Origin of the sequence: Bacillus sp. V59.32b (genome assembly GCF_003429085.1) — a bacterium.
Classification (GTDB): domain Bacteria; phylum Bacillota; class Bacilli; order Bacillales; family DSM-1321; genus Peribacillus.
Window position 1 is genome coordinate 1 of record NZ_QVTC01000099.1, and the last position, 20808, is coordinate 20808.

The following is a 20808-nucleotide window of genomic DNA, read 5'->3' on the forward strand; positions in this document are numbered from 1 at the left end:
TGCGTATGCATTTTCGAGGAGTCTCGCATATCCTCGCCAATCAACTTTGTTGCAAAATTTAACTGAGATATACGTTAATCAGTATTAAACCACCAGTTATGGTGAAGAGCTTTTTTAAAAAAAACAGCTGCGGCGAATCGCCATGCAGCTGTTTCCAAACTAACGGTAGTTTATAAATTGTACATCAATGGATAAATCGGCTTCACGGATAGCGGCAATGATACCCTGAAGCTCATCCCTGCTTTTTCCAGTTACGCGAATTTGATCGTCTTGAATCTGGCTTTTCACCTTTAAGCCGCTGTTTTTAATGATTGTGTTGATTTTCTTGGCCTGCTCTTTATCGATTCCCTGGACGAGCTTGGCCCGCTGACGGACGGTTCCACCCGATGCTCCTTCAATTTTGCCGTAATCAAGGTTTTTAATCGGAACATCTCGTTTCACAAGCTTGCTGATCAGAACATCCTTCAGCTGGTCCAGCTTATATTCATCATCAGAAACTAAAACCAGTTCTTCTTTATCAAGAGTAATGTCACTTTTGCTGCCTTTAAAATCATAGCGGGTTTTGATCTCCTTCAATGCCATGGTCACGGCATTGGTTACCTCTGAAAACTCAACCTTCGAGACAATATCAAATGAACTTTCCTTTGCCATACTCTACCTCCAGCTGCGATTATTTTCTTTCTTTATTATAGATAATCGCTGTAGGGATGACAACTGAAGCATTTAAATGAAAAACAGCAGGAGAGGCCCCTGCTGTTTTATTTATGGTCGGTTTTCTTGGAATAAGAGTGTTTACCGGCCTGCCTGTTTTTTTCACGAAGTTCGTTTCTCCGTTCATTAAGAGCCTGATTATCTTTAGGCCTTTTATCATTATCTGTTGTTCCTGCCATGCATAAAACTCCCTTCCTCGATTGTTTTCTTATTGTTTGTCAATCGAAAAGGGAGTATGCAGTCTTCATTCCCGTGGAGGGAGTTCATTTAAGAAATATACAGCCATCGTTCCCGGGCCGACGTGTGCGCCGATTGCGCAACCAATCGTGTTAATGACGAAATTTGTTGTACCGAATTCATCCTGGATGGCCTGTTTCCATTCCAGGGCTGTTTCTTCATCATCGCCATGGCTTATTCCGATCGTTTGGGTGTGTATGTCCACGCCGCGTTCATGCATAAGCTCAATCACGCGTTTTAGCAATTTCTTTTTGCCGCGGATTTTTTCGATCGGAATCAATTTACCTTCCTCGACATGGAGGAGCGGCTTTATATTTAACAAACCGCCGACAAAGGCTGACGCTTTGGAGACCCGGCCGCCTCTTGCGAGATAGTCGAGATCATCGACCGTAAAGAGATGCTCCATATGCTTGGCGCGAAACGAAACATCCTTAAGGATTGCTTCCTTGGAAGCTCCGCTGTTTGCCAAATGTGCTGCTTTATATACGACAAGGCCATAGCCGACAGAAGCGCATTTCGAATCGATCACTTCCAGATCAAGATTCGGATACTCTTCTTTTACCTGGTTCCGGATCATGACAGCGGTTTGGTATGTACCCGATAGCTCTGATGAGAAGGCGATATAGACGGCCTGTTTATCCTGCTGGGCAATCTCTGTAAACAGTTTAAGGAAGTCCTCCGGGGAAACCTGTGAAGTGGTAGCAGTCTTGCCTTCCCTTAACGCATCATACACTTCCTTTGGCTGGATCGTTCTTAAATCCTCATAGGTGTTCCCGTCTAAAAGTACCTGTAATGACGCAAGGGAAACATTATTTTCTTTATAGAATGACAACGGAAGGTCACAAGCGCTATCTGCAATAATTTGTACAGTCATGTTTAACACCAGCTTTCTTTTTGAAAAATTTTTTCTACTTATTTCTATGTATATTAGTGTAGCATTTCGCTGAAAAAAACAATCCATTCATGTATAGAATAATCGCTTGAGGGTATCAGGATACTATGTATGTTGAAGATAGGAGGAACATCGATGTATTTCACAGAGGTCAAAAAAGTAATTATTGTCATTATCGGAGCGTTTTTGAATGCTATTGCGATGAATCTATTTTTAATTCCCGCGGATGTTTACGCAAGCGGATTTACTGGAGCGGCACAATTGCTCTCCCGGTTAATTGGATCTTTTGCACCATTCAACTTATCTACCGGAATTTTATTGTTATTATTGAACATTCCAGTAACGATCATCGCCTGGAAACGGGTCGGGAAATCATTCACGATATACAGCTTTTTAAGCGTTGTCCTTATGTCGTTATTTCTGGAAATCATCCCGATCAAACATGTTTCGCCGGACATTTTGCTGAATGCTGTCTTTGGCGGGGTCATTGCTGCGGTGGGCGTGGGAATAACGCTCAAGTACGGAGCTTCAACAGGGGGGATGGATATTATAGCCATGCTGCTTTCGAGAATGAAAGACAGGCCGGTCGGAACCTATTTTTTCATGTTGAACGCTATCATCATTGTGACAGCAGGCAGTCTCTATGGATGGGAAAAGGCACTTTATACTCTGGTGACCTTATATGCCTCCACCCGTGTGATTGATGCGATTCACACCAGACATGAAAAACTAACGGCAATGATTATTACCAAGAAAAGCGCAGAGCTGAAAAAAGCAATCCATGCTAAATTAGTGCGAGGGATAACGATGCTCCCGGCAAAGGGTGCCTTCTCCAATGAAAACCGGGATATTATCATGATCGTTATCACAAGGTATGAGCTATACGATTTAGAGAGAACCATCCGGGAGGTTGATCCTGAAGCATTCACAAATATTATGGAAACCGCAGCCATCTTCGGTTCATTCCGCAAGGATTAAAAAGATTACACTTTATGGTAATTGGAATTTTGCCGTTTAAGCACTCCTAAAAAAGGCTAATTCACCAATGTACGCGCGTACAAAAAATCTTTAAGAGGAGGGATTTTAAAGTGGCTAACACTAACGGTAAAATGAGCAGAGAAGAAGCGGGACGTATGGGCGGTGAAGCAACTTCAAGAAATCACGATAAAGACTTTTATCAAGAAATTGGCCAAAAAGGCGGAAAAGCAACCTCTTCAAATCATGATAAGGACTTCTACCAGGAGATCGGCCAAAAAGGCGGCGCAGCCACTTCCGAAAACCACGACAAAGAATTCTATCAGGAAATCGGTCAGAAGGGCGGCGAAACTACTTCTGATAAGCATGGCAAAGAATTCTATCAGGAAATTGGCAGAAAAGGCGGCGAAGCCACCTCCTAAAACCATGACCGTGAATTCCATGAGGAAATCGGTGAAAAAGGCGGGGATACACGCTCTAGTAATAACGACTAGTAGGATAGACTGGATGACTCCATAGGTATACAATTGTACCTTTGGAGTCATCCTCATTTTTTCTGCAAGTTTTTGAATTTATTATCGAGTTTCGCAGACTTATTTTCAAGGTTTAGACTTTATTATCAACTTTTTTCATATGTCGATTTCTCGGCAATAATCGACATGACTTTTCACAGGATAAATAAAAGAGCCGACGAAAGTTACGTCGGCTCCATTCTTCATTTCTTCGATGCAAAATCCTCGTCCTCAAGCTGTTGCTGCAGTTCACTTAACTGAGCTTGCTCAGCAGGGGTTGAATTGGCAAAAGCCGAGGAGATGGCATTTTTGGCAACTTCCAGTTTTTCCGGCTGCTCGGAGGAATTGCCGCCATTCAAAAATTGTCCGACAAATTTTCTGGCTTGCTGGAATAAGGGATTGCCCATTAGAATCCCCCATAGCTTGCTTCAGACATGGATTGCAGCTTTTGAGCTTCTGCTTCTGCGTACGTTGTGTGATAAGGGATTTTTTCAGCATGCTTTGACACAGTATGTGAACCTTGCTGTACAAAACGTTTCGACTTATTGCTTTTTCCCATTACTATCCCCTCCGCGCATATAAGCATTTTGACACACTGAAGATAGGTGTCACTATATATTGTGGTTCCTGCAATAGGATTTAAAAGCATTAAAATATGGGAATTGAAGAGCTGATTGGTTTAAGCGATTTTAATATTGAATTTTTCCTCAAGAAATACAGCGATGCCGTCTTCCTGATTGGTTAATGTAGTCGTATTGGCGACACTTTTTAATTGGGAAATCGCATTCCCCATGGCCACTCCTGTTCCCGCGTAGTCAAGCATTTCGAGATCATTATCTTCATCGCCAAAGGCAATGATTCTTTCCTTCGGGATATTGAGGGATTTCGCAACCTTCTGAATCCCCACAGCCTTATTAAGTCCTGCTCTGATGATTTCGATAACATGAAAAGGGTCAGCCCAGCGTCGATGATCGATTAATTCCGCGTGAACATCTGATAAATGATTGCGAATCTGAGCTACATGCTGCTCTTCTGTATGTATCAACATACTTGTAGGAGAATCCTCAAGGAAGTTTCTCAAGTCACCCGTTGTTACCCTCGGATTGCCCATTTTAAAAATATCGATAAGCTTTTCATCATGGTAGTGGAAGTAAATATCATCCCGAACCTCGGCAATAATATTATGGTATTCAAATTGATCGCAAGCTTCGACGATTTCTTTGGCTATGGATATGTCCAAGGGGGTATGAAATGTCCCCCAGCTGTTATTCAAAGGGTGATGTACAAACGCGCCGTTAAAATTGACAATCGGTGTCTTTAACTCAAGCTCATGATAATATATTTCACTGGAACGGAAAGGACGTCCGGTGGCAATCATCACCTCATGGCCGTCGTTTTTTAATTTTGTTAAAATAGTCTTGGATCGCGGTGAAATCTCTTTTTCATCTGTTAATAATGTTCCGTCAAGATCGAGACAAATTAAATGTTTCTCTGTCATAGTCGTCACCTTCAATTTCATTGTTTATTAATGCCTGAGCATATTGTTTTATTATATGCATTTAATATTACCCTGATTTTAAGGAAAGTTAAATCTTTTTCATTCATTCAGCTTTCGAGGTATAGTTACAACTATAAGTAATTTATTAAAGTAAGTAAACTATCTGGAGGGTACCCGCATTGGTTATTATTGAGAATGAGCGCATTCAAGATATCCCAGTCCTGCATATGGCAAAACAGGAAAGCTGGAAGGAAAAGCTTCCTTTAGTTATTTTTAATCATGGCTTCACAAGTGCAAAGGAGCACAATCTGCATTATGCATATTTAATGGCTGAAAAAGGTTTTCGCGTCGTCCTTCCGGATGCCTTATATCACGGGGACAGAGCCTCTGGTTTCGACGAAAAAAAAATGATGGGTCATTTTTGGAAAATCGTGATTTCGACCATCAAGGATCTACCGGTGATAAAGGAAAACTTATCAGAACGGAATCTGATCGATCCTGAGAAAGTGGGGCTTGCCGGCACGTCCATGGGCGGGATTGTCACGCTCGGTGCACTGGCCGCTTATGATTGGATCCATACAGGAGTCAGCTTGATGGGGAATCCCGCTTACGTCTCTTATGCGAAATTGCAAATGGACACACTTAGAAAGCAAGGGATGAAAATAGACATGTCGGATGAAGAAATTCAGAAGACACTCGATCTGCTGGCAAACTACGATCTCAGCCTTCAAAAGGAAAAAGTAGCAGGACGCCCGTTGTTGTTCTGGCATGGCGCAAAGGACGGTGTGGTTCCTTATCAAAATGCCTATGAATTATATGAATTATTACGTCCGGCATATGAACATTCTAAAGATAAGCTATCGTTTATTTTAGATAAGAGAGCGGACCATAAAGTGAGCAGAGAAGGGGTTTTACAAACCGCTGAATGGTTTGAAAAGCATTTGAGTCCGGCTGTGCAAAACGCTTAATTAGCGAATGGAATTCTGTTATGATGTAATTAGGATACATTGAAAAGGAGTGTTAAAAATGGATCAGGATCTTAAGGATAATATTTTTGGTGCTCTTGAGCAGGTAATTGACCCTGAGCTTGGGATTGATATCGTGAACCTGGGTTTGGTATATGATGCTGAGATGGATGATGAGGGCATTACGACGATAACGATGACTTTGACGGCGATGGGCTGCCCACTCGCAGGAACGATTGTCGATCAGGTTAAGCTTGCACTGGAGGATATTCCGGAAGTGAAAGAAACCGAAGTGGATATTGTTTGGAATCCGCCATGGTCAAAAGACCGCATGTCCCGGTATGCAAAGATCGCCCTTGGGATTAAATAAATTCTCTACTTAATAATGGATAAAGCCGATGGATAAGGATTCTTACCATCGGCTTGTTTATGTAATTCTTTCATGGCAAAAAACGGGATTCCGGCAACAAAAGTCCAAGGATTCGCAACAAAATCGGAAACTCCGCAACAAAAAGTGGAGCTCGCAACAAAATGAAAATTCCCGCAACAAAAAACCAAACCATAGACAGACGCTACCCTAGCGAATTTGGTTTTTGCTGCCAGCATTTCTTAGCCTATTCGATGCTGCAATAAATAGCTGGGCAGTTCTCACAGCCAATTTCATTCTTTAAGTATGGAAGGTCATGGATGGTAATATGCCCTTTATTAATGGAGAGGACATGATCCCGTTTCAAAGAATTAAGCATCCGATTGACACTTTCTCTGGAGGAGGCGCAGAAGTTTGCGAGCTCCTGATTCGTCAAATGCAAATCAATTAAGATGCCATCTTCTTTTTCAACCCCAAAGCTATTGGTCATTCTAATAAGCGTAGAGTATAGCGCACCCTTTTTCCCATTTAAGACTAAATCACGAAATTTTGTCTGGGTCCTGCGGGAATGATCGCTCATCCATTTCATGACTTCAAGAGCAAGCGCAGGGTCTTCGAACATCCCTTGTTCCAATCTGTTCTTATTTACCACGGCAATTTCTGCTGCCTCAAGGACTCTCGCACTTAATAAATATTTTGCCGACTCTGTAAAGAGTGTAAGTTCTCCGCAAATATCATTTTCTCCGCAAATGCGAAGCGACAATTCCTGTCCCTCCATCGTTATCTTGCCTATTTGCACCCTTCCTGACAAAACAACAAATAATTCGGCAGCCTCCATTCCTTCTCTATAAAGGAAAGCATCCCTTTCAAGATGGATGGTTCTGTCCGCAATCTTTAACAGTTCTTTTATTTGAACGGAATGAGTTTGTTTGACAAGCATTTTTCATCATCACCTTTTTTGAAAATGATCGGTTATTAAAGCATATAAACACTATATTTTTAGTGAAAAGGCATTTCCTTACTCTTATTATAAAGAACACAGCAGAAGGAAATATGGAATAATGAGGCGATATTTTGAACTATTTTTGACGAAATCATGAAAAGTGATCAAATACACAGCTTTTCCTTTCGAAGCTTTTATCTTTATATATAAGTATTACAAATGGGAGAAAATTTTTATGCCTTAATCTAGGGATGTTAGACAATGAATCATTGCGGCTGTATAAATCAGAAGTGGCAAAACGGTGTTAAAAGTGCACGAACCATGATACAATCAGATGATATCAGTGTATTTGTTTTTTGTGATATCAAATTTCTAAGGGAGTGAGCACAATCGACATAATCAAAGTTAAAGATGCTTTGGACAGACCCTTAAGAGATTTACGGATTTCTGTTATTGATCGATGTAACTTAAGATGTCAATATTGTATGCCTGCGGAAATCTTTAACGAAAGCTTTCAATTTCTTCCCCGCAGCGAGCTTTTATCTTATGAAGAAATTGAACGGGTCTCAAGAATATTTGCAAGTCTTGGTGTAGAAAAGTTAAGAATAACCGGCGGGGAACCGCTGCTCAGAAAAAATCTTCCTCATTTGATCAATAATCTTTCTAAGATAGATGGCATTAAAGATATCGGTTTGACGACTAATGGAGTATTCCTGAAAAGGTATGCGTCTGAATTAAAGGAAGCCGGATTACATCGCGTAAACGTCAGCCTTGATAGCATGGATGATGAGCTTTTCAAGGAAATTAACGGCAGAAAAGTCGGGACCGCCCCAGTCATTGAAGGAATGCGGGCTGCCAGGGATGCCGGACTTGGGGTCAAGGTTAATATGGTCGTTAAAAAAGGGCTGAATGAGTCGCAGATTCTGCCGATGGCCCGTTTTTGCAAGGATGAAGGATTGCAGCTGCGCTATATCGAATTCATGGATGTCGGCAGCACGAACGGCTGGCAGATGGATAATGTTGTTACCAAGAAAGAAATTTTTGATATGCTTGCAGCTGAATTTGAGCTGGAACCGGCAGATCCTGACTATTATGGTGAGGTGGCCAAAAGATATCGGTATAAAGGGACAGATACACAGGTCGGGTTTATTACTTCCGTTTCCGAATCCTTTTGTGGAAGCTGCACCCGTGCCCGCATATCCGCCAAGGGGGACATTTATACTTGTCTTTTCAACGGAAATGGTCACGATATTAAATCGCTGCTTCGTTCCGATATGTCAGACGAAGAGCTTACCAAACATATTGCTTCTATTTGGAATCATCGCCGCGATCGCTATTCGGACGAGAGGGCGGAAGGCAAAAATAAAGATCAGGAAAAAATCGAGATGTCCTATATAGGCGGTTGAACCTCTGCTTTTGGCAGAGGTTTTTTTATATCTCAGGAGAAAAATCCGGAGTTAAGGAGGATTACCCCTTCCTATTAGAAGCGGGTGAATTTGGTTTAGGTACAAAATTTGATAATTGGAATGTCAGCTACAAAACGAAAATCCCCGCTACAAAAGTCGAACTTCCGGCTACAAAACCAGTCGAACTGACGACAAAAACGAAATATCCGCTAAAAAAAAACGGCAAGGGCAGCATAATGATTTCTGCCCTTGCCGTTTTATTATCAAACTGAAGTATATCTTGGAAATAAGATATGGTTCTCTAAGTGGATATGCTTAAAGGTGGTGTCCTCCAGGCTTTCGAGACGATTGAATACCAGTCTGTATGTTCCGCATGCATCCTCTGGCGGCGTGAAATCGGCGGTAAGTTCCCTTATTTCCTTTAAAATATCACCGGATTTCTGATGCTCGTTTTCAAGCTCGAGAATCGCGCGGCTAATTACATCCTTGGGGACCAGTGCCTGCTTGTCCAGGATAAGAGGGAAGACAATATCTTCTTCCTTTTGCATATGTTCAAGCATTTCTTCTTTTAAGGCGAAGAACAGCTCCCGGATTCTGAGCAGTTCTGGATGCCTTTCACCGTGGACTTTAGATACCTTGGTAACATAAGGGCTTAATTGTTTAAATTCCTCTATCGTCGGATTATGGAATTTCGCGATAATCGTCTCAATCAGATCAGTTGATTCGGCTTGTTCCCACTCTGGCGTTTGCAGCTCGATATCTTCTTGACCTGCATATTTATCACTCAATTGCTCCATTAGTGCTGACGCATCCAAACCTCGTTCTTCTGCGGCTGCTTTGATTGAAATGTTGCCGCCGCAGCAAAAATCGATCCGGTGCAATTTGAAGACATCACTCGATTTAGGAAATACGGTAACAGCGTCTTTTACCAAAATCTCTTCCGTAAAGGGTAGATTCATGTTTATTTACCTCCTTATCATTCTTCCCTACAAACATAAACAAAATAGTTGTCTCAGTAGGTGATATAAATCACAAACCACCTGTGTTTTTGAAAAAAGAAGGATAAATTTTTCACAGTTTGCCATTTCTCGAGAAAAGGTTTTTTGTGATTTCTTTCACACAAACTTTTATTACCCTGCAGTATATTAAAAGTGAGAACTGTGAAATGGGTGATGACCATGAAATTATTTTTGCCAAAACAACATGGTGCCTGGGCCATGTTGATTATTCCATTTTGGCTGGGGGTGTTTGCATCGCAGTTTAAGTGGTTGCATATTCCGCTTTTTCTTGGCTGGGTATTTCTTTATCTTGCTACGTACCCGATGCTGCTGTTGTGTAAAAGAAAGAAGAAGCAGCAAAGGTTTTATGCTAAATGGACCGCAATCTATCTTGGAATCTCCCTGCTTTTGCTTAGTGCTCCATTAGTCAGTGAACCGGGGCTGTTTATTTTCGCGCTTATCTTTTTACCGTTTTTCCTGCTGAATGGGTATTACTCTTCTGTAAATAAAGACCGGGCATTAACGAATGATATCAGTGCCATTGCGGTTTTCTGCCTGGCCGGAGTAGCAAGCCATTTTTTTGGGGCGGGGGAAATGCATAACAATGGCTTCCATGTTGCCACAGTTTCGTTTTTGTTTTTTCTGGGCAGCACCTTTTATGTAAAAACGATGATAAGGGAAAAAAAGAATGCTTCGTTTAAAACGATCTCTTGGGGGTATCATGGTTTGGTGGTTTTATTTTGGGCATTTACCGGTAATTGGCTCGTATTGCTCGCATTCACACCCAGCCTTGTAAGAGCCATTGCCTTTTATGGCAGAAAGCTTTCGGTGATGAAAGTGGGTATTTACGAAATTGTCAACGCGGTTATTTTTTTCCTTGTCATGGCCGCCTGAGATATTTAAAGAAGCTCACTGATTGGCTAGACTCGGGAGACGGCGATTAGCAGTGTGCAAAAAAATATATACTTTCCAAATGAAAGCCGGCAAATTGTTGCCGGTTTTTTAAAAATGAAAAAATTTATAAAAATACAATTGATTTTATTTTTATTCAATCATATAATGGTAGAAATTAAGATTGACAGTGAACTTTATGAACTGGAGATGATCCCTTGAAAGTTTCTATTGTAGGCGCGACCGGTTATGGAGGACTGGAGCTGATCAGGCTGCTTGAGAACCATCCCCATTTCGAAATTGCTTCCCTGCATACTTCTTCAACACCCGGACGTCAGATTTATGAAGAAAACCCGCATTTGATGCATAAGGAATATACACTCGAGAAAATTAACCCGGAAGAAATCAGAAAGAAATCAGAACTGGTCTTTCTGGCTACGCCCTCTGGAGTATCATCTGAGCTAGCCCCGGTATTCAACGAACTGGGAATGAAAGTAATCGATCTTTCAGGTGACTTACGGCTGAAGAGTTCTGAAGCTTTTGAAAAATGGTATCAACATTCTCCTGCACCTCCTGAGATCATCCAAAAAGCGGTTTATGGATTATCCGAGTGGAATGCCGGCGTGATCAGACAGGCACAGATTATCGCAAATCCCGGATGCTATCCAACGGCAACGCTACTTGGCCTCGCTCCCTTGTACACGGAAAAATGGGCAGTGGGTTCTGATGTGATTGTCGACGCGAAATCAGGAGTCTCCGGTGCCGGAAAATCGCCAAATGCCACAACCCATTACAGTGAAATGAATGAAAACTTCAAAATATATAAGGTTCATCAACACCAGCATATTCCCGAAATTGAACAACAGCTCACGCAGTGGTTCGAAGGTTCTCAGCCTATTTCTTTCAGTACGCATCTGGTCCCGATAACAAGAGGTATCATGTCAACGATGTATGTGAAATTACGAAGGCAAACTTCCACTGCAGAATTAGTAGATTTGTATAAAACCGTTTATGAAGGCCATCCGTTTGTCCGGATACAGCCGCAAGGTAACTTTCCATGCACGAAACAAGTATATGGATCTAATTTTTGTGATATCGGGATTGCCTTTGATGAAAGGACCAATAAAGCGACCATCGTATCCGTCATCGACAATCTCATGAAAGGAGCTGCCGGTCAGGCCGTTCAAAACGCCAATATATTGTTTGGCGTAGAAGAAACCGAAGGACTTTCGAATATTCCGGTGTACCCTTAAACTACTTGGAGGTTAGTCATGAAAACACTAAACCCTGTTGAAATGGTTCAACAGATTGATCAAGGAAATATTTTATCGCCCCGCGGCTATAAAGCGGCAGGAGTCCATGCGGGATTACGTTATTCCAAAAAAGATATCGGAGCTATTTTATCCGACCGCCCCGCGGCTTGTGCTGCTGTTTACACCCAAAGTGTCGTTCAAGCGGCGCCACTTGATGTAACCCGGGAGAGCATTAAGCATGAGAAAACACTTCAGGGCGTGATCGTGAACAGCGCTTGTGCCAATGCCTGCACAGGCACCAAGGGTCTTGAGGATGCATATGAAATGAGAAGCGAGGCTGCCAAAAAATTCGGCTTGCCAGACCATTATATTGCGGTTGCCTCTACAGGCGTAATCGGAGAATATATGCAAATGGATAAAATCAAGAGTGGAATATCGATGCTGGAGCCATCCCAAGCTTCGGATGCCGCTGAAGATTTCGAAGCGGCGATCCTAACGACTGATACGGTTACGAAGAATTGTGCCTATGAAGCCATGATTGATGGCAAGAAGGTGATGATAGGTGGTGCCGCGAAGGGATCCGGAATGATTCATCCGAATATGGCAACGATGCTTGGATTCATCACGACAGACGCATCGATAGACTCAGAAAATTTGCAAAAGGCCTTATCGGCTGTTACGGATGATACCTTCAATCAAATTACCGTTGATGGCGATACATCGACGAATGACATGGTCCTTGTTCTCGCAAACGGCGAAGCAGGGAACCAGAAGCTTTCAGCAAATCATCCAGAATGGGAAATCTTCCTTGAATTATTAAAGAAGACGTCTGAAGATCTCGCAAAGCAAATTGCCAAGGATGGTGAAGGCGCCACAAAGCTGATCGAAGTGAACGTGCATGGCATGAAAACAAAGAAGGATGCTCAAGCCATGGCAAAACTGATCATCGGCTCCAGCCTGGTGAAAACGGCTGTTTACGGCTCAGACGCCAACTGGGGAAGAATTATTGCCGTAATGGGAAGAAGCGGTCTTCATTTTAATCCGGAAACGATAAGCATTTCATTTGGCGACATCAAAGTTTTAGATCATGGTATGCCAGTCGATTTTTCTGAAGAAGAAGCTAAAGCATACCTGGAGAACAAGAATATTATCATCGACGTGTTGCTACAAGAAGGCAACGAAAAAGGCACAGCCTGGGGCTGTGATTTGACATATGACTACGTCAAAATAAATGCCAGCTACCGGACGTAAGGAGGTTTTAGATGAAGATATTGGTCATAAAATGCGGCGGAAGCATTATCGATGAATTATCACCAACATTTTTTGCAAGTGTGAAAGATTTGCGGAACCGCGGTTACCAGCTTGTTTTTGTCCATGGAGGGGGCCCAGATATAAATGCGATGCTTACCAAATACGAAATTCAACCGGTGTTTGAAAACGGGCTGCGAAAAACGACGGATGAAGTTTTGAATATCGTAGAATTGATCCTCTCAGGTCAATCAAACCGAAATCTCGTTCATAAGCTTGAGATTAACGGGATTGAGGCCATTGGTTTAAATGGATCAGACACAAAGCTGTTGACAGGGGAATTCATCGATGAATCAGCACTCGGCGCAGTAGGAGAAGTTAAAAATGTGAACACAGGACTTCTGAAACTGCTTCTGGAACGTGGGATATCACCCGTGTTAACCCCGATTTCCATCACTGAATCCGGACGGAAACTCAATGTAAACGCCGATATGGCAGCGGGAGCAGTTGCTAAGGCGCTAAATGCCGAAATGTGCCTGTTCGTGACCGACGTAAAAGGTGTACTTAAGGATGGCAAAATACTTGAGGAGCTTACTGAAACGGAGATTCAAAGCTTAATCACTGAAGGCAGCATTCATGGCGGAATGATTCCAAAGGTAAAAACAGCGTTATCCGTCCTGAATAAAGGGATCAATGAAGTAATGATTGTGAGCGGAAAAGAATGCTTTTTCAATCATGAACAATTTGTCGGGACAAAAATTGTCTGTGAGGAGGAGGTATATCAATGAGCGCCTTATTCCCAACCTATCAAAAGTGGAACATCGAACCTGAAACGGCGAATGGCTCATGGTTAACCGATAAAGATGGAAAAAAATATCTCGATTTCACCTCTGGAATCGGAGTTTTGAATCTCGGGCATTGCCATCCAGGGGTCATGCAGGCGGTAACGAACCAGCTGGAGAAGTTTTGGCATACCTCCAATCTGTTCCAAAGCAGCGGGCAGGAAAAAACGGCTGAAGTTCTGGCGCAGTCCTCAAGCTTGCAGCAGGTCTTTTTCTGTAATAGCGGAGCGGAGGCAAATGAGGCGGCGATCAAGCTGGCAAGGAAAGCGACTGGCAAAAGTAAAATCGTTACGTTTCATCAATCCTTCCATGGAAGAACATTTGCGACGATGGCTGCTACGGGACAGGAAAAGGTAAGAACCGGATATGGTCCGATGCTCGAGGCTTTTGAGTATGTGACTTATAACGATAGCAAACAACTGGCTGAAGCAGTCGATGAAAACACAGCTGCAGTCATGCTCGAAATCGTACAGGGCGAAGGCGGCATTCATGTAGCAGAGCAGGATTTTCTGAACATGATAAAAGATGTTTGTAAGAGTTCAGGCGCGTTGATCATCGTTGACGAAATTCAAACCGGGATAGGCAGAACCGGTAAACCGTTTGCCTATCAGCATTTTGACTTTCAACCGGATATCGTGACATTAGCGAAAGGGCTTGGCAACGGATTGCCGATTGGAGCAATGATTGGAAAAAAAGAGCTGGCAGAATATTTTGGGCCGGGAAGCCATGGTTCTACTTTTGGAGGAAACCCGGTTAGTGTGGCAGCAGCGGAAGCGGTTCTTCAAGAGATTCTTGATCCCCGTTTTTTGGCAGAGACGGTTGAAAAGGGACAACATTTGCTTGCCGAACTGAAAAATGCATTAAATCAAGCGGAGGAAGTAAAGGAAATCCGCGGACTTGGGTTAATGATTGCGATTGAATGTAAACAAGAGGCACAACCTATCCTGATTAAGCTTCAGGAACAAGGGCTGCTTATACTCACAGCAGGTCCTAACGTGCTCCGCTTACTTCCGCCGTTGACAGCAGACAAAGAAGAACTCGGAATTGCCGTTGAAATGATCAAAAATGTAATCCATACAAAAGCAGCCATTAAGGGCTGAATTTTTATAGAATGGTATGTATAAAAATACTGACATTTATTTAAATATTCGTCATCCAGAGAGGTGAAAGTATGAAGACCTATTTACATTTAGCAAATGGCAGCACTTTTGACGGAAAAATTATTACAAAGCCCATGAATGGGGAGATTCAGGGAGAAGTCGTCTTTTTTACTGGAATGACCGGTTATCAGGAAGTTCTGACGGATCCGTCCTATAAAGATCAAATCATAGTCTTTACCTATCCGCTTATTGGCAATTATGGAATCAATGAGGACGATTTTGAGAGCAAGAAACCGCATGTGGCGGGAGTGATTGTCTACGAAGGCAACTTGAACCATTCTCATTATCAGGCGAAATATTCTTTAAAGGATTATCTCGATAAATGGAATATCCCGCTGCTATCCGGCATCGACACCAGGACGCTTGTGAAAAATATCCGCGTAGAAGGGTCGATGGAGGCTGTGATCACGAGAGAAAAACATTATGATCCAGCGAACTTGACCTTAGAAACAAAGAACGTGATTCAGAAAGTATCATCACAAAATGTCCAAAGTTTTGGAAAAGGCAGCACTCATATTGTTCTCATGGATTTTGGCTACAAAAAATCAATTCTTGAAGCGCTGCTTGAGCAAGATTGTAAAGTAACCGTCGTCCCATATGAGACAACATTGGAAAAAATAAAACCATTAAAACCAGACGGCATTTTGCTTTCCAACGGACCTGGAGATCCAAAGCAGTTAGACGCATTATTAGGAAATATTAAAGAAATTATTTCAGCCTACCCGACGATGGCCATATGTCTAGGACATCAGCTGACTGCACTTGCCTTTGGCGGAAATACGAAAAAAATGCTTTATGGGCATAGAGGGGCAAATCAGCCTGTCGTCGATCTACAAACCAAGAAAGTTTATATGAGCTCTCAAAATCATAGCTATGAAGTGGATGAACCAAGTTTAAAAAATACCCCTTTGCGTGTGCGTTTCCGTAATGTTAATGACAGCACGGTAGAAGGATTGCTCCATTCGACATTGCCGATTATGACCACGCAATATCATCCGGAGGCTAATCCGGGCCCAGTTGAAAGCAGCAAGCTTTTCGAAGAATTTTTACAGATGATAAACGAAAATAGCGGGAGAGTTCAAGCATATGCCTAAAGACACATCGATCCAAACCATTCTAGTCATCGGGTCAGGACCGATTGTAATCGGCCAGGCCGCAGAATTTGATTATGCAGGCACACAAGCCTGCCTTGCTTTGAAGGAAGAGGGCTATAAGGTCATTCTTGTCAATAATAATCCCGCTACGATCATGACGGATAAGATAAATGCCGATGTGGTTTACTTCGAGCCGTTAACCTGTGACGTAGTCGCGCGTATTATCGAAAAGGAACGTCCTGATGGGTTGCTTGCCACCCTGGGCGGCCAGACTGGCTTAAACCTCGCCTACCAATTACATGACCAGGGAATTCTGGAAGCAAATCATGTAAGGCTTTTGGGAACGCCCATCGATTCGATCAAAAAAGGAGAGGACCGGGAGCTTTTTCGTCAGTTGATGTTTGAAATAAATGAACCGGTGCCTGAAAGCCAAATCGTCCACACGATAGATGAAGCGGTTGAATTCGCGGAGCAAATCGGGTTTCCTATCATCATTCGGCCTGCCTATACACTAGGGGGAACCGGTGGCGGGATTACGGACAATATGGAAAACTTCAAAGAGCTTGTCCGCGGCGGCCTTCAGGAAAGCCCAATCAATCAATGCTTGATTGAAAAAAGCATTGCCGGTTATAAAGAAGTGGAGTACGAAGTAATGCGGGATGGCAACAATACATGCATTACCATTTGTAATATGGAAAACATCGATCCTGTAGGGATCCATACAGGTGACTCGGTCGTAGTCGCCCCGTCCCAGACGCTTACGGATGAAGAGTTCCATATGCTTCGCGCGGCTTCGATTAAAATCATTTCATCCCTTGGCATAATCGGGGGCTGTAACATTCAATTTGCATTAGACCCGAACAGTAAAAATTATTACTTAATAGAAGTCAATCCACGGGTAAGCCGTTCGTCTGCACTGGCTTCCAAGGCAACGGGGTATCCAATTGCGAGAATCGCGGCGAAACTTTCGGTCGGCTATTATTTATCAGAGCTTGTTAATCCCGTAACTAAGAGCACATACGCAAGCTTTGAACCAGCACTTGATTATGTGGCCGTGAAATTCCCAAGATGGCCGTTCGATAAATTCACGACAGCCAATCGCAAGCTGGGCACGCAAATGAAGGCAACCGGAGAAGTGATGGCACTCCACAGAAATTTGGAAGGCGCCGTACAAAAAGCTGTCGATTCCCTTGAATTAAAAACGGTGGGCCTCCAGCTTAGCGCATTAAAAGAAAAAGCGGTACCGGAATTATGGGAGATGCTTTCCCAATGCTCAGATGAAAGAGTCTTCGTGATTTTTGAGATGATCCGTAAAGGCGTCCCTGTTCAAGAAATTCATCAGGCAACCGAGATTGATTATTTTTTCTTGCATGCATTTGCATCGATTATCGAAATGGAACAAAAAGCCGCTGCTTCAAAACCGCTTTCGCTTGATGAAGAAGAATTGCAGCTCATGAAAGAAAGAGGGATATCGGACCGCTATCTGGCATCCGTTTGGAACCTGGAGGAGCTTGAAGTACGTAACTGGCGGAAATCAAAAGGCGTGCTTGCTGCTTATAAAACGGTTGATACATGTGCTGCCGAATTCGAATCACACACGAATTATTATTATTCGACTTATTTTGGAGAAAATGAACAGAAGCAATCGGAAAAGCCGAAAGTGCTCATGATCGGAAGCGGCCCGATTCGAATCGGCCAAGGGATTGAGTTCGATTATTGTTCTGTCCATGGTGTATACGCTCTTCAGCAGGAAAACGTAGAAACGATCATGATCAATAACAATCCCGAAACGGTCAGTACCGATTTCGCAACGGCAGACAGATTATATTTCGAGCCATTAACCCTGGAATATGTCTTAAATGTGATTGAGGCGGAAGGGATAACGGACGTAATTGTTCAATTCGGCGGTCAGACAGCGATAAACCTTGCACAGGGATTAGAAGAATATGGCGTGAATTTACTTGGAACATCCTTTGATATTCTTGACCAACTGGAGGATAGAGACCGGTTCTATCAATTGCTAAGAAAACTGGACATCCCGCATGTACCTGGTACGATGGCCTATAATGAAACGGAGTTGATCCAGCATGCAGAGAAAATAGGATTCCCTGTTTTATTAAGACCATCTTACGTAATCGGAGGCCAGGGAATGGAAATCTTCCCTGATAAAGATCGTTTGCTGCATCGCCTTAAAAATGGCACAGCTTATGTATATCCTGTTTTGATCGATTCTTATATTCCAGGCAGGGAAGCGGAAATTGACTTAATCGCGGATGGAAAGGATGTTTATATTCCGATCATTGCTGAACATATTGAAAAAGCAGGGGTGCATTCTGGAGACAGTATGGCGATACTCCCCGCTCAAAGCTTATCCGTTCAGGAAAAAGAGAAAATCACCGCCTATGCAAAAGCAATAGTGACAGAACTTGATTATAAGGGCCTGATGAACATTCAGTTTGTGTTAACAAATAAAGAGGTTTACGTACTTGAAGTGAATCCCCGGGCCAGCCGAACCATTCCAATTATTAGTAAAATTACCGATTTGCCGATGGTTCAGGCAGCGACAAAAATATTGCTTGGGAAATATTTTTTGTCGAATTTGTTCGAAAAAACCGGATTAAGCGAAGATATTCCATACACTGTCGTCAAATATCCAGTATTTTCAACGTTTGCTTTAAGCGGACTGGACTCTAAAATCGGACCGGAAATGAAATCGACAGGTGAAGGCATCGCGATAGGCGAGGAAAGAACGGAAGCTCTTGCAAAGGTTTTTCATTTGAATAAACTATCACATGCCAAAGAGGTATATCAGGCTGATTCCGTCTTTCTAGAAAAAGATATCCTTCGGGAAATGGAACAATTGGGATATAAGGCCGTAAACGTTGAATTTGACTCATGGCTGAAATCGAAACAAGGATCAGCGGTTCTTGCTTATGGAGACAGTGAAAATGATAAACATGTTAGACATATGGCTTCAAAGTACCGATTGACTGTTTTTACAGAAGAAGAAAGCTTCAGGGCTTATTTAGAGGGGTTATCAAATAAAGAGCCGGGGATTTCCTCTTTGCAGGAATGGCTGTTAAGACATTCAAAAGGGGTGACACATGTATGAGAGCGGCGCAATTAAAAAAGAAGAATATATTGCAGCAAAAGGACTTTCTTGCACTTGCCGATATTCCGGGTGAACATATAATAAAGCTTATTGAGCTTGCAAAAACGATTAAAAAAAAGCATGTGATGGGTGAGGAATATCAGCCGTTAACCGGCAAAACGCTTGGTATGATTTTTGAGAAATCGTCGACGCGCACCCGTGTTTCTTTTGAAGTAGGAATGCTGCAGTTGGGGGGACATGCGCTGTTTTTAAGCGGCAATGACCTTCAAATAGGAAGAGGGGAAACCGTTTCTGATACAGCGAAAGTTTTGTCCCAGTATGTGGATGGAATTATGATACGCACATTTGAACATAAAAAAGTAACCGAACTTGCTTCCGCTGCGACTATTCCTGTCATTAACGGACTGACTGATACGGCCCACCCTTGTCAGGCTCTTGCTGATTTATTAACGATTCAGGAAGTGAAGGGGCGTCTGACAGGCTTGAAAATGGCTTATCTTGGTGATGGGAATAATATGGCTCATTCACTTATGATGGCATGTGCTAAAACGGGAATGGACTTTGCGATCGGCTGCCCGAAAGAATACGAGCCCGATGACAGGATTGTCGAGCAAGCGCAAAAAGAAGCCGCCTTTCACGGTTGTTCTATTGAAGTCTATTCTTCTCCGGAAGAGGCGATAAAAGAAGCCGACATTGTTTATTCGGATGTTTGGACATCAATGGGCCAGGAATTAGAGAATGAGCTCCGTCTGCTGGCATTCAAGGACTATCAAATCAATGCCGATCTGGTCAAGCATGCAAAAAAAGACTATATGTTCATGCACTGTCTTCCCGCCCATCGCGGGGAAGAAGTGACAAGTGAGATTATAGATGGGCCGCAATCGGTTATTTTCGATCAGGCGGGAAATCGACTCCATGCGCAAAAGGCGATTTTAGTGGATCTTATGTCATAAATAAGATTCAGACCCAGAGGTTACAATAAGGGGAGCCACGCGCAAAGGGGGGAAGACGATGGGACAAAATCATCAGTTCAGGCCGGGGCAAAAAGCTCCCAACAATGGTTTTTATGTCGAGATTGGCGAGACAGGAAGCATGGTTGTAAACCCTCAGAAAATCAAATTGAATGCGGGAGACCATTTTCCTGAAACAGCAAATCATAATCGTCTCTGGACTTACCAGCGGAAGCCTTAATCATGCGGCTTCCACTTTAGAGTCAGACCTTCAAAAAAAGGTCTGGCTTTTTTTAAAGGCTCTGTTAAACGATAATGTTGTTTTTGGGAAGGGAATCTGCGAGACTCCTCGAAAATGCATACGCATTTTCTCGTGCGGTGTCTATTCAAGGATGATGAATCAACGTCCTGCGGAAAAACGGGCTGGCAAGACCCCGCAGCGAGGTACGAGTGAGGAGGCTTGCCAGTTCGTCCGCGGAAAGCGAGTAGATTCCATGACCATTTGAAAATCAACAATGGAATTTAACAGAGCCTTTTTAAAAAATAAGAACCGTATAACTTTTATAGCTTTGATAGGTGTCTAGCTACGACGTAGTGTAGAAGAACGACTAAGACCGCCACATCGTTATGTCTTCGTCGTTCTGACCCACATCCTGTGGGCCCCCGACAAGGCATAAGACGAACCGCGAGGAGGCAGTTCCTAAAGTAAAACAGTGGTTTGGCATTAGAGGAACCTCGGCTAAAATCTGCCACA

General features: G+C 42.9%; 22 protein-coding genes and 1 pseudogene. 15 read left to right on the forward strand and 8 right to left on the reverse strand.

The window, feature by feature from the left end:
- Positions 1–159: 159 nt before the first annotated feature.
- From D0463_RS18045 to D0463_RS18055, 3 genes are all read right to left on the reverse strand, one after another.
- Positions 160–651: a YajQ family cyclic di-GMP-binding protein gene (locus tag D0463_RS18045; protein ID WP_117308739.1), complete on the reverse strand. Its 492-nt coding sequence runs from the start codon at positions 649–651 to the stop codon at positions 160–162.
- 107 nt (positions 652–758) lie between these two features.
- On the reverse strand, positions 759–890 hold the full coding sequence (locus tag D0463_RS18050; RefSeq protein ID WP_117308740.1) for a DUF3941 domain-containing protein: 132 nt from the start codon (positions 888–890) through the stop codon (positions 759–761).
- A gap of 65 nt (positions 891–955) precedes the next feature.
- The gene (locus tag D0463_RS18055) at positions 956–1822 is read right to left on the reverse strand and encodes a DegV family protein (RefSeq protein WP_117308741.1); all 867 of its coding nucleotides are present in this window, start codon (positions 1820–1822) and stop codon (positions 956–958) included.
- Between the two features lie 153 nt (positions 1823–1975).
- Between D0463_RS18055 and D0463_RS18060 the strand changes: the two genes are divergently transcribed.
- Positions 1976–2818: a YitT family protein gene (locus D0463_RS18060; protein ID WP_117308742.1), complete on the forward strand. Its 843-nt coding sequence runs from the start codon at positions 1976–1978 to the stop codon at positions 2816–2818.
- A 131-nt stretch (positions 2819–2949) separates the two neighbouring features.
- Positions 2950–3309: pseudogene (locus tag D0463_RS18065) on the forward strand (KGG domain-containing protein).
- Between the two features lie 221 nt (positions 3310–3530).
- On the opposite strand, the gene D0463_RS18070 reads toward D0463_RS18065, so the two are convergent.
- The 3 genes from D0463_RS18070 to D0463_RS18075 all read right to left on the reverse strand — a co-directional run bounded on the left by D0463_RS18070 (position 3531) and on the right by D0463_RS18075 (position 4825).
- Positions 3531–3734, reverse strand: a complete 204-nt coding sequence (locus D0463_RS18070) for a DUF3813 domain-containing protein (RefSeq protein ID WP_117308743.1) — start codon at positions 3732–3734, stop codon at positions 3531–3533.
- On the reverse strand, positions 3734–3886 hold the full coding sequence (locus tag D0463_RS19650) for a hypothetical protein (RefSeq protein ID WP_174234346.1): 153 nt from the start codon (positions 3884–3886) through the stop codon (positions 3734–3736). The genes D0463_RS18070 and D0463_RS19650 overlap by 1 nt, the downstream gene beginning before the upstream one ends.
- A gap of 120 nt (positions 3887–4006) precedes the next feature.
- Positions 4007–4825 (reverse strand): Cof-type HAD-IIB family hydrolase, encoded by an 819-nt coding sequence (locus D0463_RS18075; protein ID WP_117308744.1) that lies wholly within the window; start codon positions 4823–4825, stop codon positions 4007–4009.
- 179 nt (positions 4826–5004) lie between these two features.
- Between D0463_RS18075 and yjfP the strand changes: the two genes are divergently transcribed.
- The gene (gene yjfP / locus D0463_RS18080) at positions 5005–5793 is read left to right on the forward strand and encodes an esterase (RefSeq protein WP_117308745.1); all 789 of its coding nucleotides are present in this window, start codon (positions 5005–5007) and stop codon (positions 5791–5793) included.
- A gap of 58 nt (positions 5794–5851) precedes the next feature.
- A complete protein-coding gene (locus D0463_RS18085) occupies positions 5852–6160 on the forward strand; it encodes a metal-sulfur cluster assembly factor (protein ID WP_117308746.1) in 309 nt (102 codons plus the stop codon).
- Between the two features lie 244 nt (positions 6161–6404).
- On the opposite strand, the gene D0463_RS18090 is transcribed toward D0463_RS18085, so the two are convergent.
- Positions 6405–7097: a Crp/Fnr family transcriptional regulator gene (locus D0463_RS18090; RefSeq protein ID WP_117308747.1), complete on the reverse strand. Its 693-nt coding sequence runs from the start codon at positions 7095–7097 to the stop codon at positions 6405–6407.
- A 398-nt stretch (positions 7098–7495) separates the two neighbouring features.
- On the opposite strand from D0463_RS18090, the gene moaA reads away from it, so the two are divergent.
- Positions 7496–8506: a GTP 3',8-cyclase MoaA gene (gene moaA / locus D0463_RS18095; protein ID WP_254052852.1), complete on the forward strand. Its 1011-nt coding sequence runs from the start codon at positions 7496–7498 to the stop codon at positions 8504–8506.
- Positions 8503–8778 carry a hypothetical protein gene (locus D0463_RS19530; RefSeq protein ID WP_117308748.1) on the forward strand — a complete coding sequence of 92 codons (276 nt, stop codon included), beginning with the start codon at positions 8503–8505 and terminating at the stop codon, positions 8776–8778. The genes moaA and D0463_RS19530 overlap by 4 nt, the downstream gene beginning before the upstream one ends.
- Here the strand turns inward: D0463_RS19530 and ric are convergent.
- Positions 8770–9465, reverse strand: a complete 696-nt coding sequence (gene ric / locus D0463_RS18105; protein WP_117308749.1) for an iron-sulfur cluster repair di-iron protein — start codon at positions 9463–9465, stop codon at positions 8770–8772. The genes D0463_RS19530 and ric overlap by 9 nt on opposite strands.
- 219 nt (positions 9466–9684) lie before the next feature.
- On the opposite strand from ric, the gene D0463_RS18110 reads away from it, so the two are divergent.
- From D0463_RS18110 to D0463_RS18150, 9 genes are all read left to right on the forward strand, one after another.
- Positions 9685–10398 (forward strand): YwiC-like family protein, encoded by a 714-nt coding sequence (locus D0463_RS18110; protein ID WP_117308750.1) that lies wholly within the window; start codon positions 9685–9687, stop codon positions 10396–10398.
- Positions 10399–10613: 215 nt separating this feature from the next.
- Complete coding sequence (gene argC, locus D0463_RS18115) at positions 10614–11648, forward strand: N-acetyl-gamma-glutamyl-phosphate reductase (RefSeq protein ID WP_117308751.1); 1035 nt, start codon at positions 10614–10616, stop codon at positions 11646–11648.
- 18 nt (positions 11649–11666) lie between these two features.
- Positions 11667–12899: a bifunctional ornithine acetyltransferase/N-acetylglutamate synthase gene (gene argJ, locus D0463_RS18120; RefSeq protein ID WP_117308752.1), complete on the forward strand. Its 1233-nt coding sequence runs from the start codon at positions 11667–11669 to the stop codon at positions 12897–12899.
- A gap of 11 nt (positions 12900–12910) precedes the next feature.
- Complete coding sequence (argB, locus tag D0463_RS18125) at positions 12911–13684, forward strand: acetylglutamate kinase (RefSeq protein ID WP_117308753.1); 774 nt, start codon at positions 12911–12913, stop codon at positions 13682–13684.
- Positions 13681–14838, forward strand: a complete 1158-nt coding sequence (locus tag D0463_RS18130) for an acetylornithine transaminase (protein WP_117308754.1) — start codon at positions 13681–13683, stop codon at positions 14836–14838. Before argB ends, D0463_RS18130 begins: the two co-directional genes overlap by 4 nt.
- A 71-nt stretch (positions 14839–14909) precedes the next feature.
- On the forward strand, positions 14910–15992 hold the full coding sequence (locus D0463_RS18135; protein ID WP_117308755.1) for a carbamoyl phosphate synthase small subunit: 1083 nt from the start codon (positions 14910–14912) through the stop codon (positions 15990–15992).
- Complete coding sequence (locus tag D0463_RS18140) at positions 15985–19104, forward strand: carbamoyl-phosphate synthase (glutamine-hydrolyzing) large subunit (protein WP_117308756.1); 3120 nt, start codon at positions 15985–15987, stop codon at positions 19102–19104. Before D0463_RS18135 ends, D0463_RS18140 begins: the two co-directional genes overlap by 8 nt.
- Positions 19101–20057 carry an ornithine carbamoyltransferase gene (gene argF / locus D0463_RS18145; RefSeq protein ID WP_117308757.1) on the forward strand — a complete coding sequence of 319 codons (957 nt, stop codon included), beginning with the start codon at positions 19101–19103 and terminating at the stop codon, positions 20055–20057. The genes D0463_RS18140 and argF overlap by 4 nt, the downstream gene beginning before the upstream one ends.
- Positions 20058–20115: 58 nt before the next feature.
- Positions 20116–20295, forward strand: a complete 180-nt coding sequence (locus tag D0463_RS18150) for a YjzC family protein (RefSeq protein WP_117308758.1) — start codon at positions 20116–20118, stop codon at positions 20293–20295.
- The last annotated feature ends 513 nt before the right edge of the window (positions 20296–20808 follow it).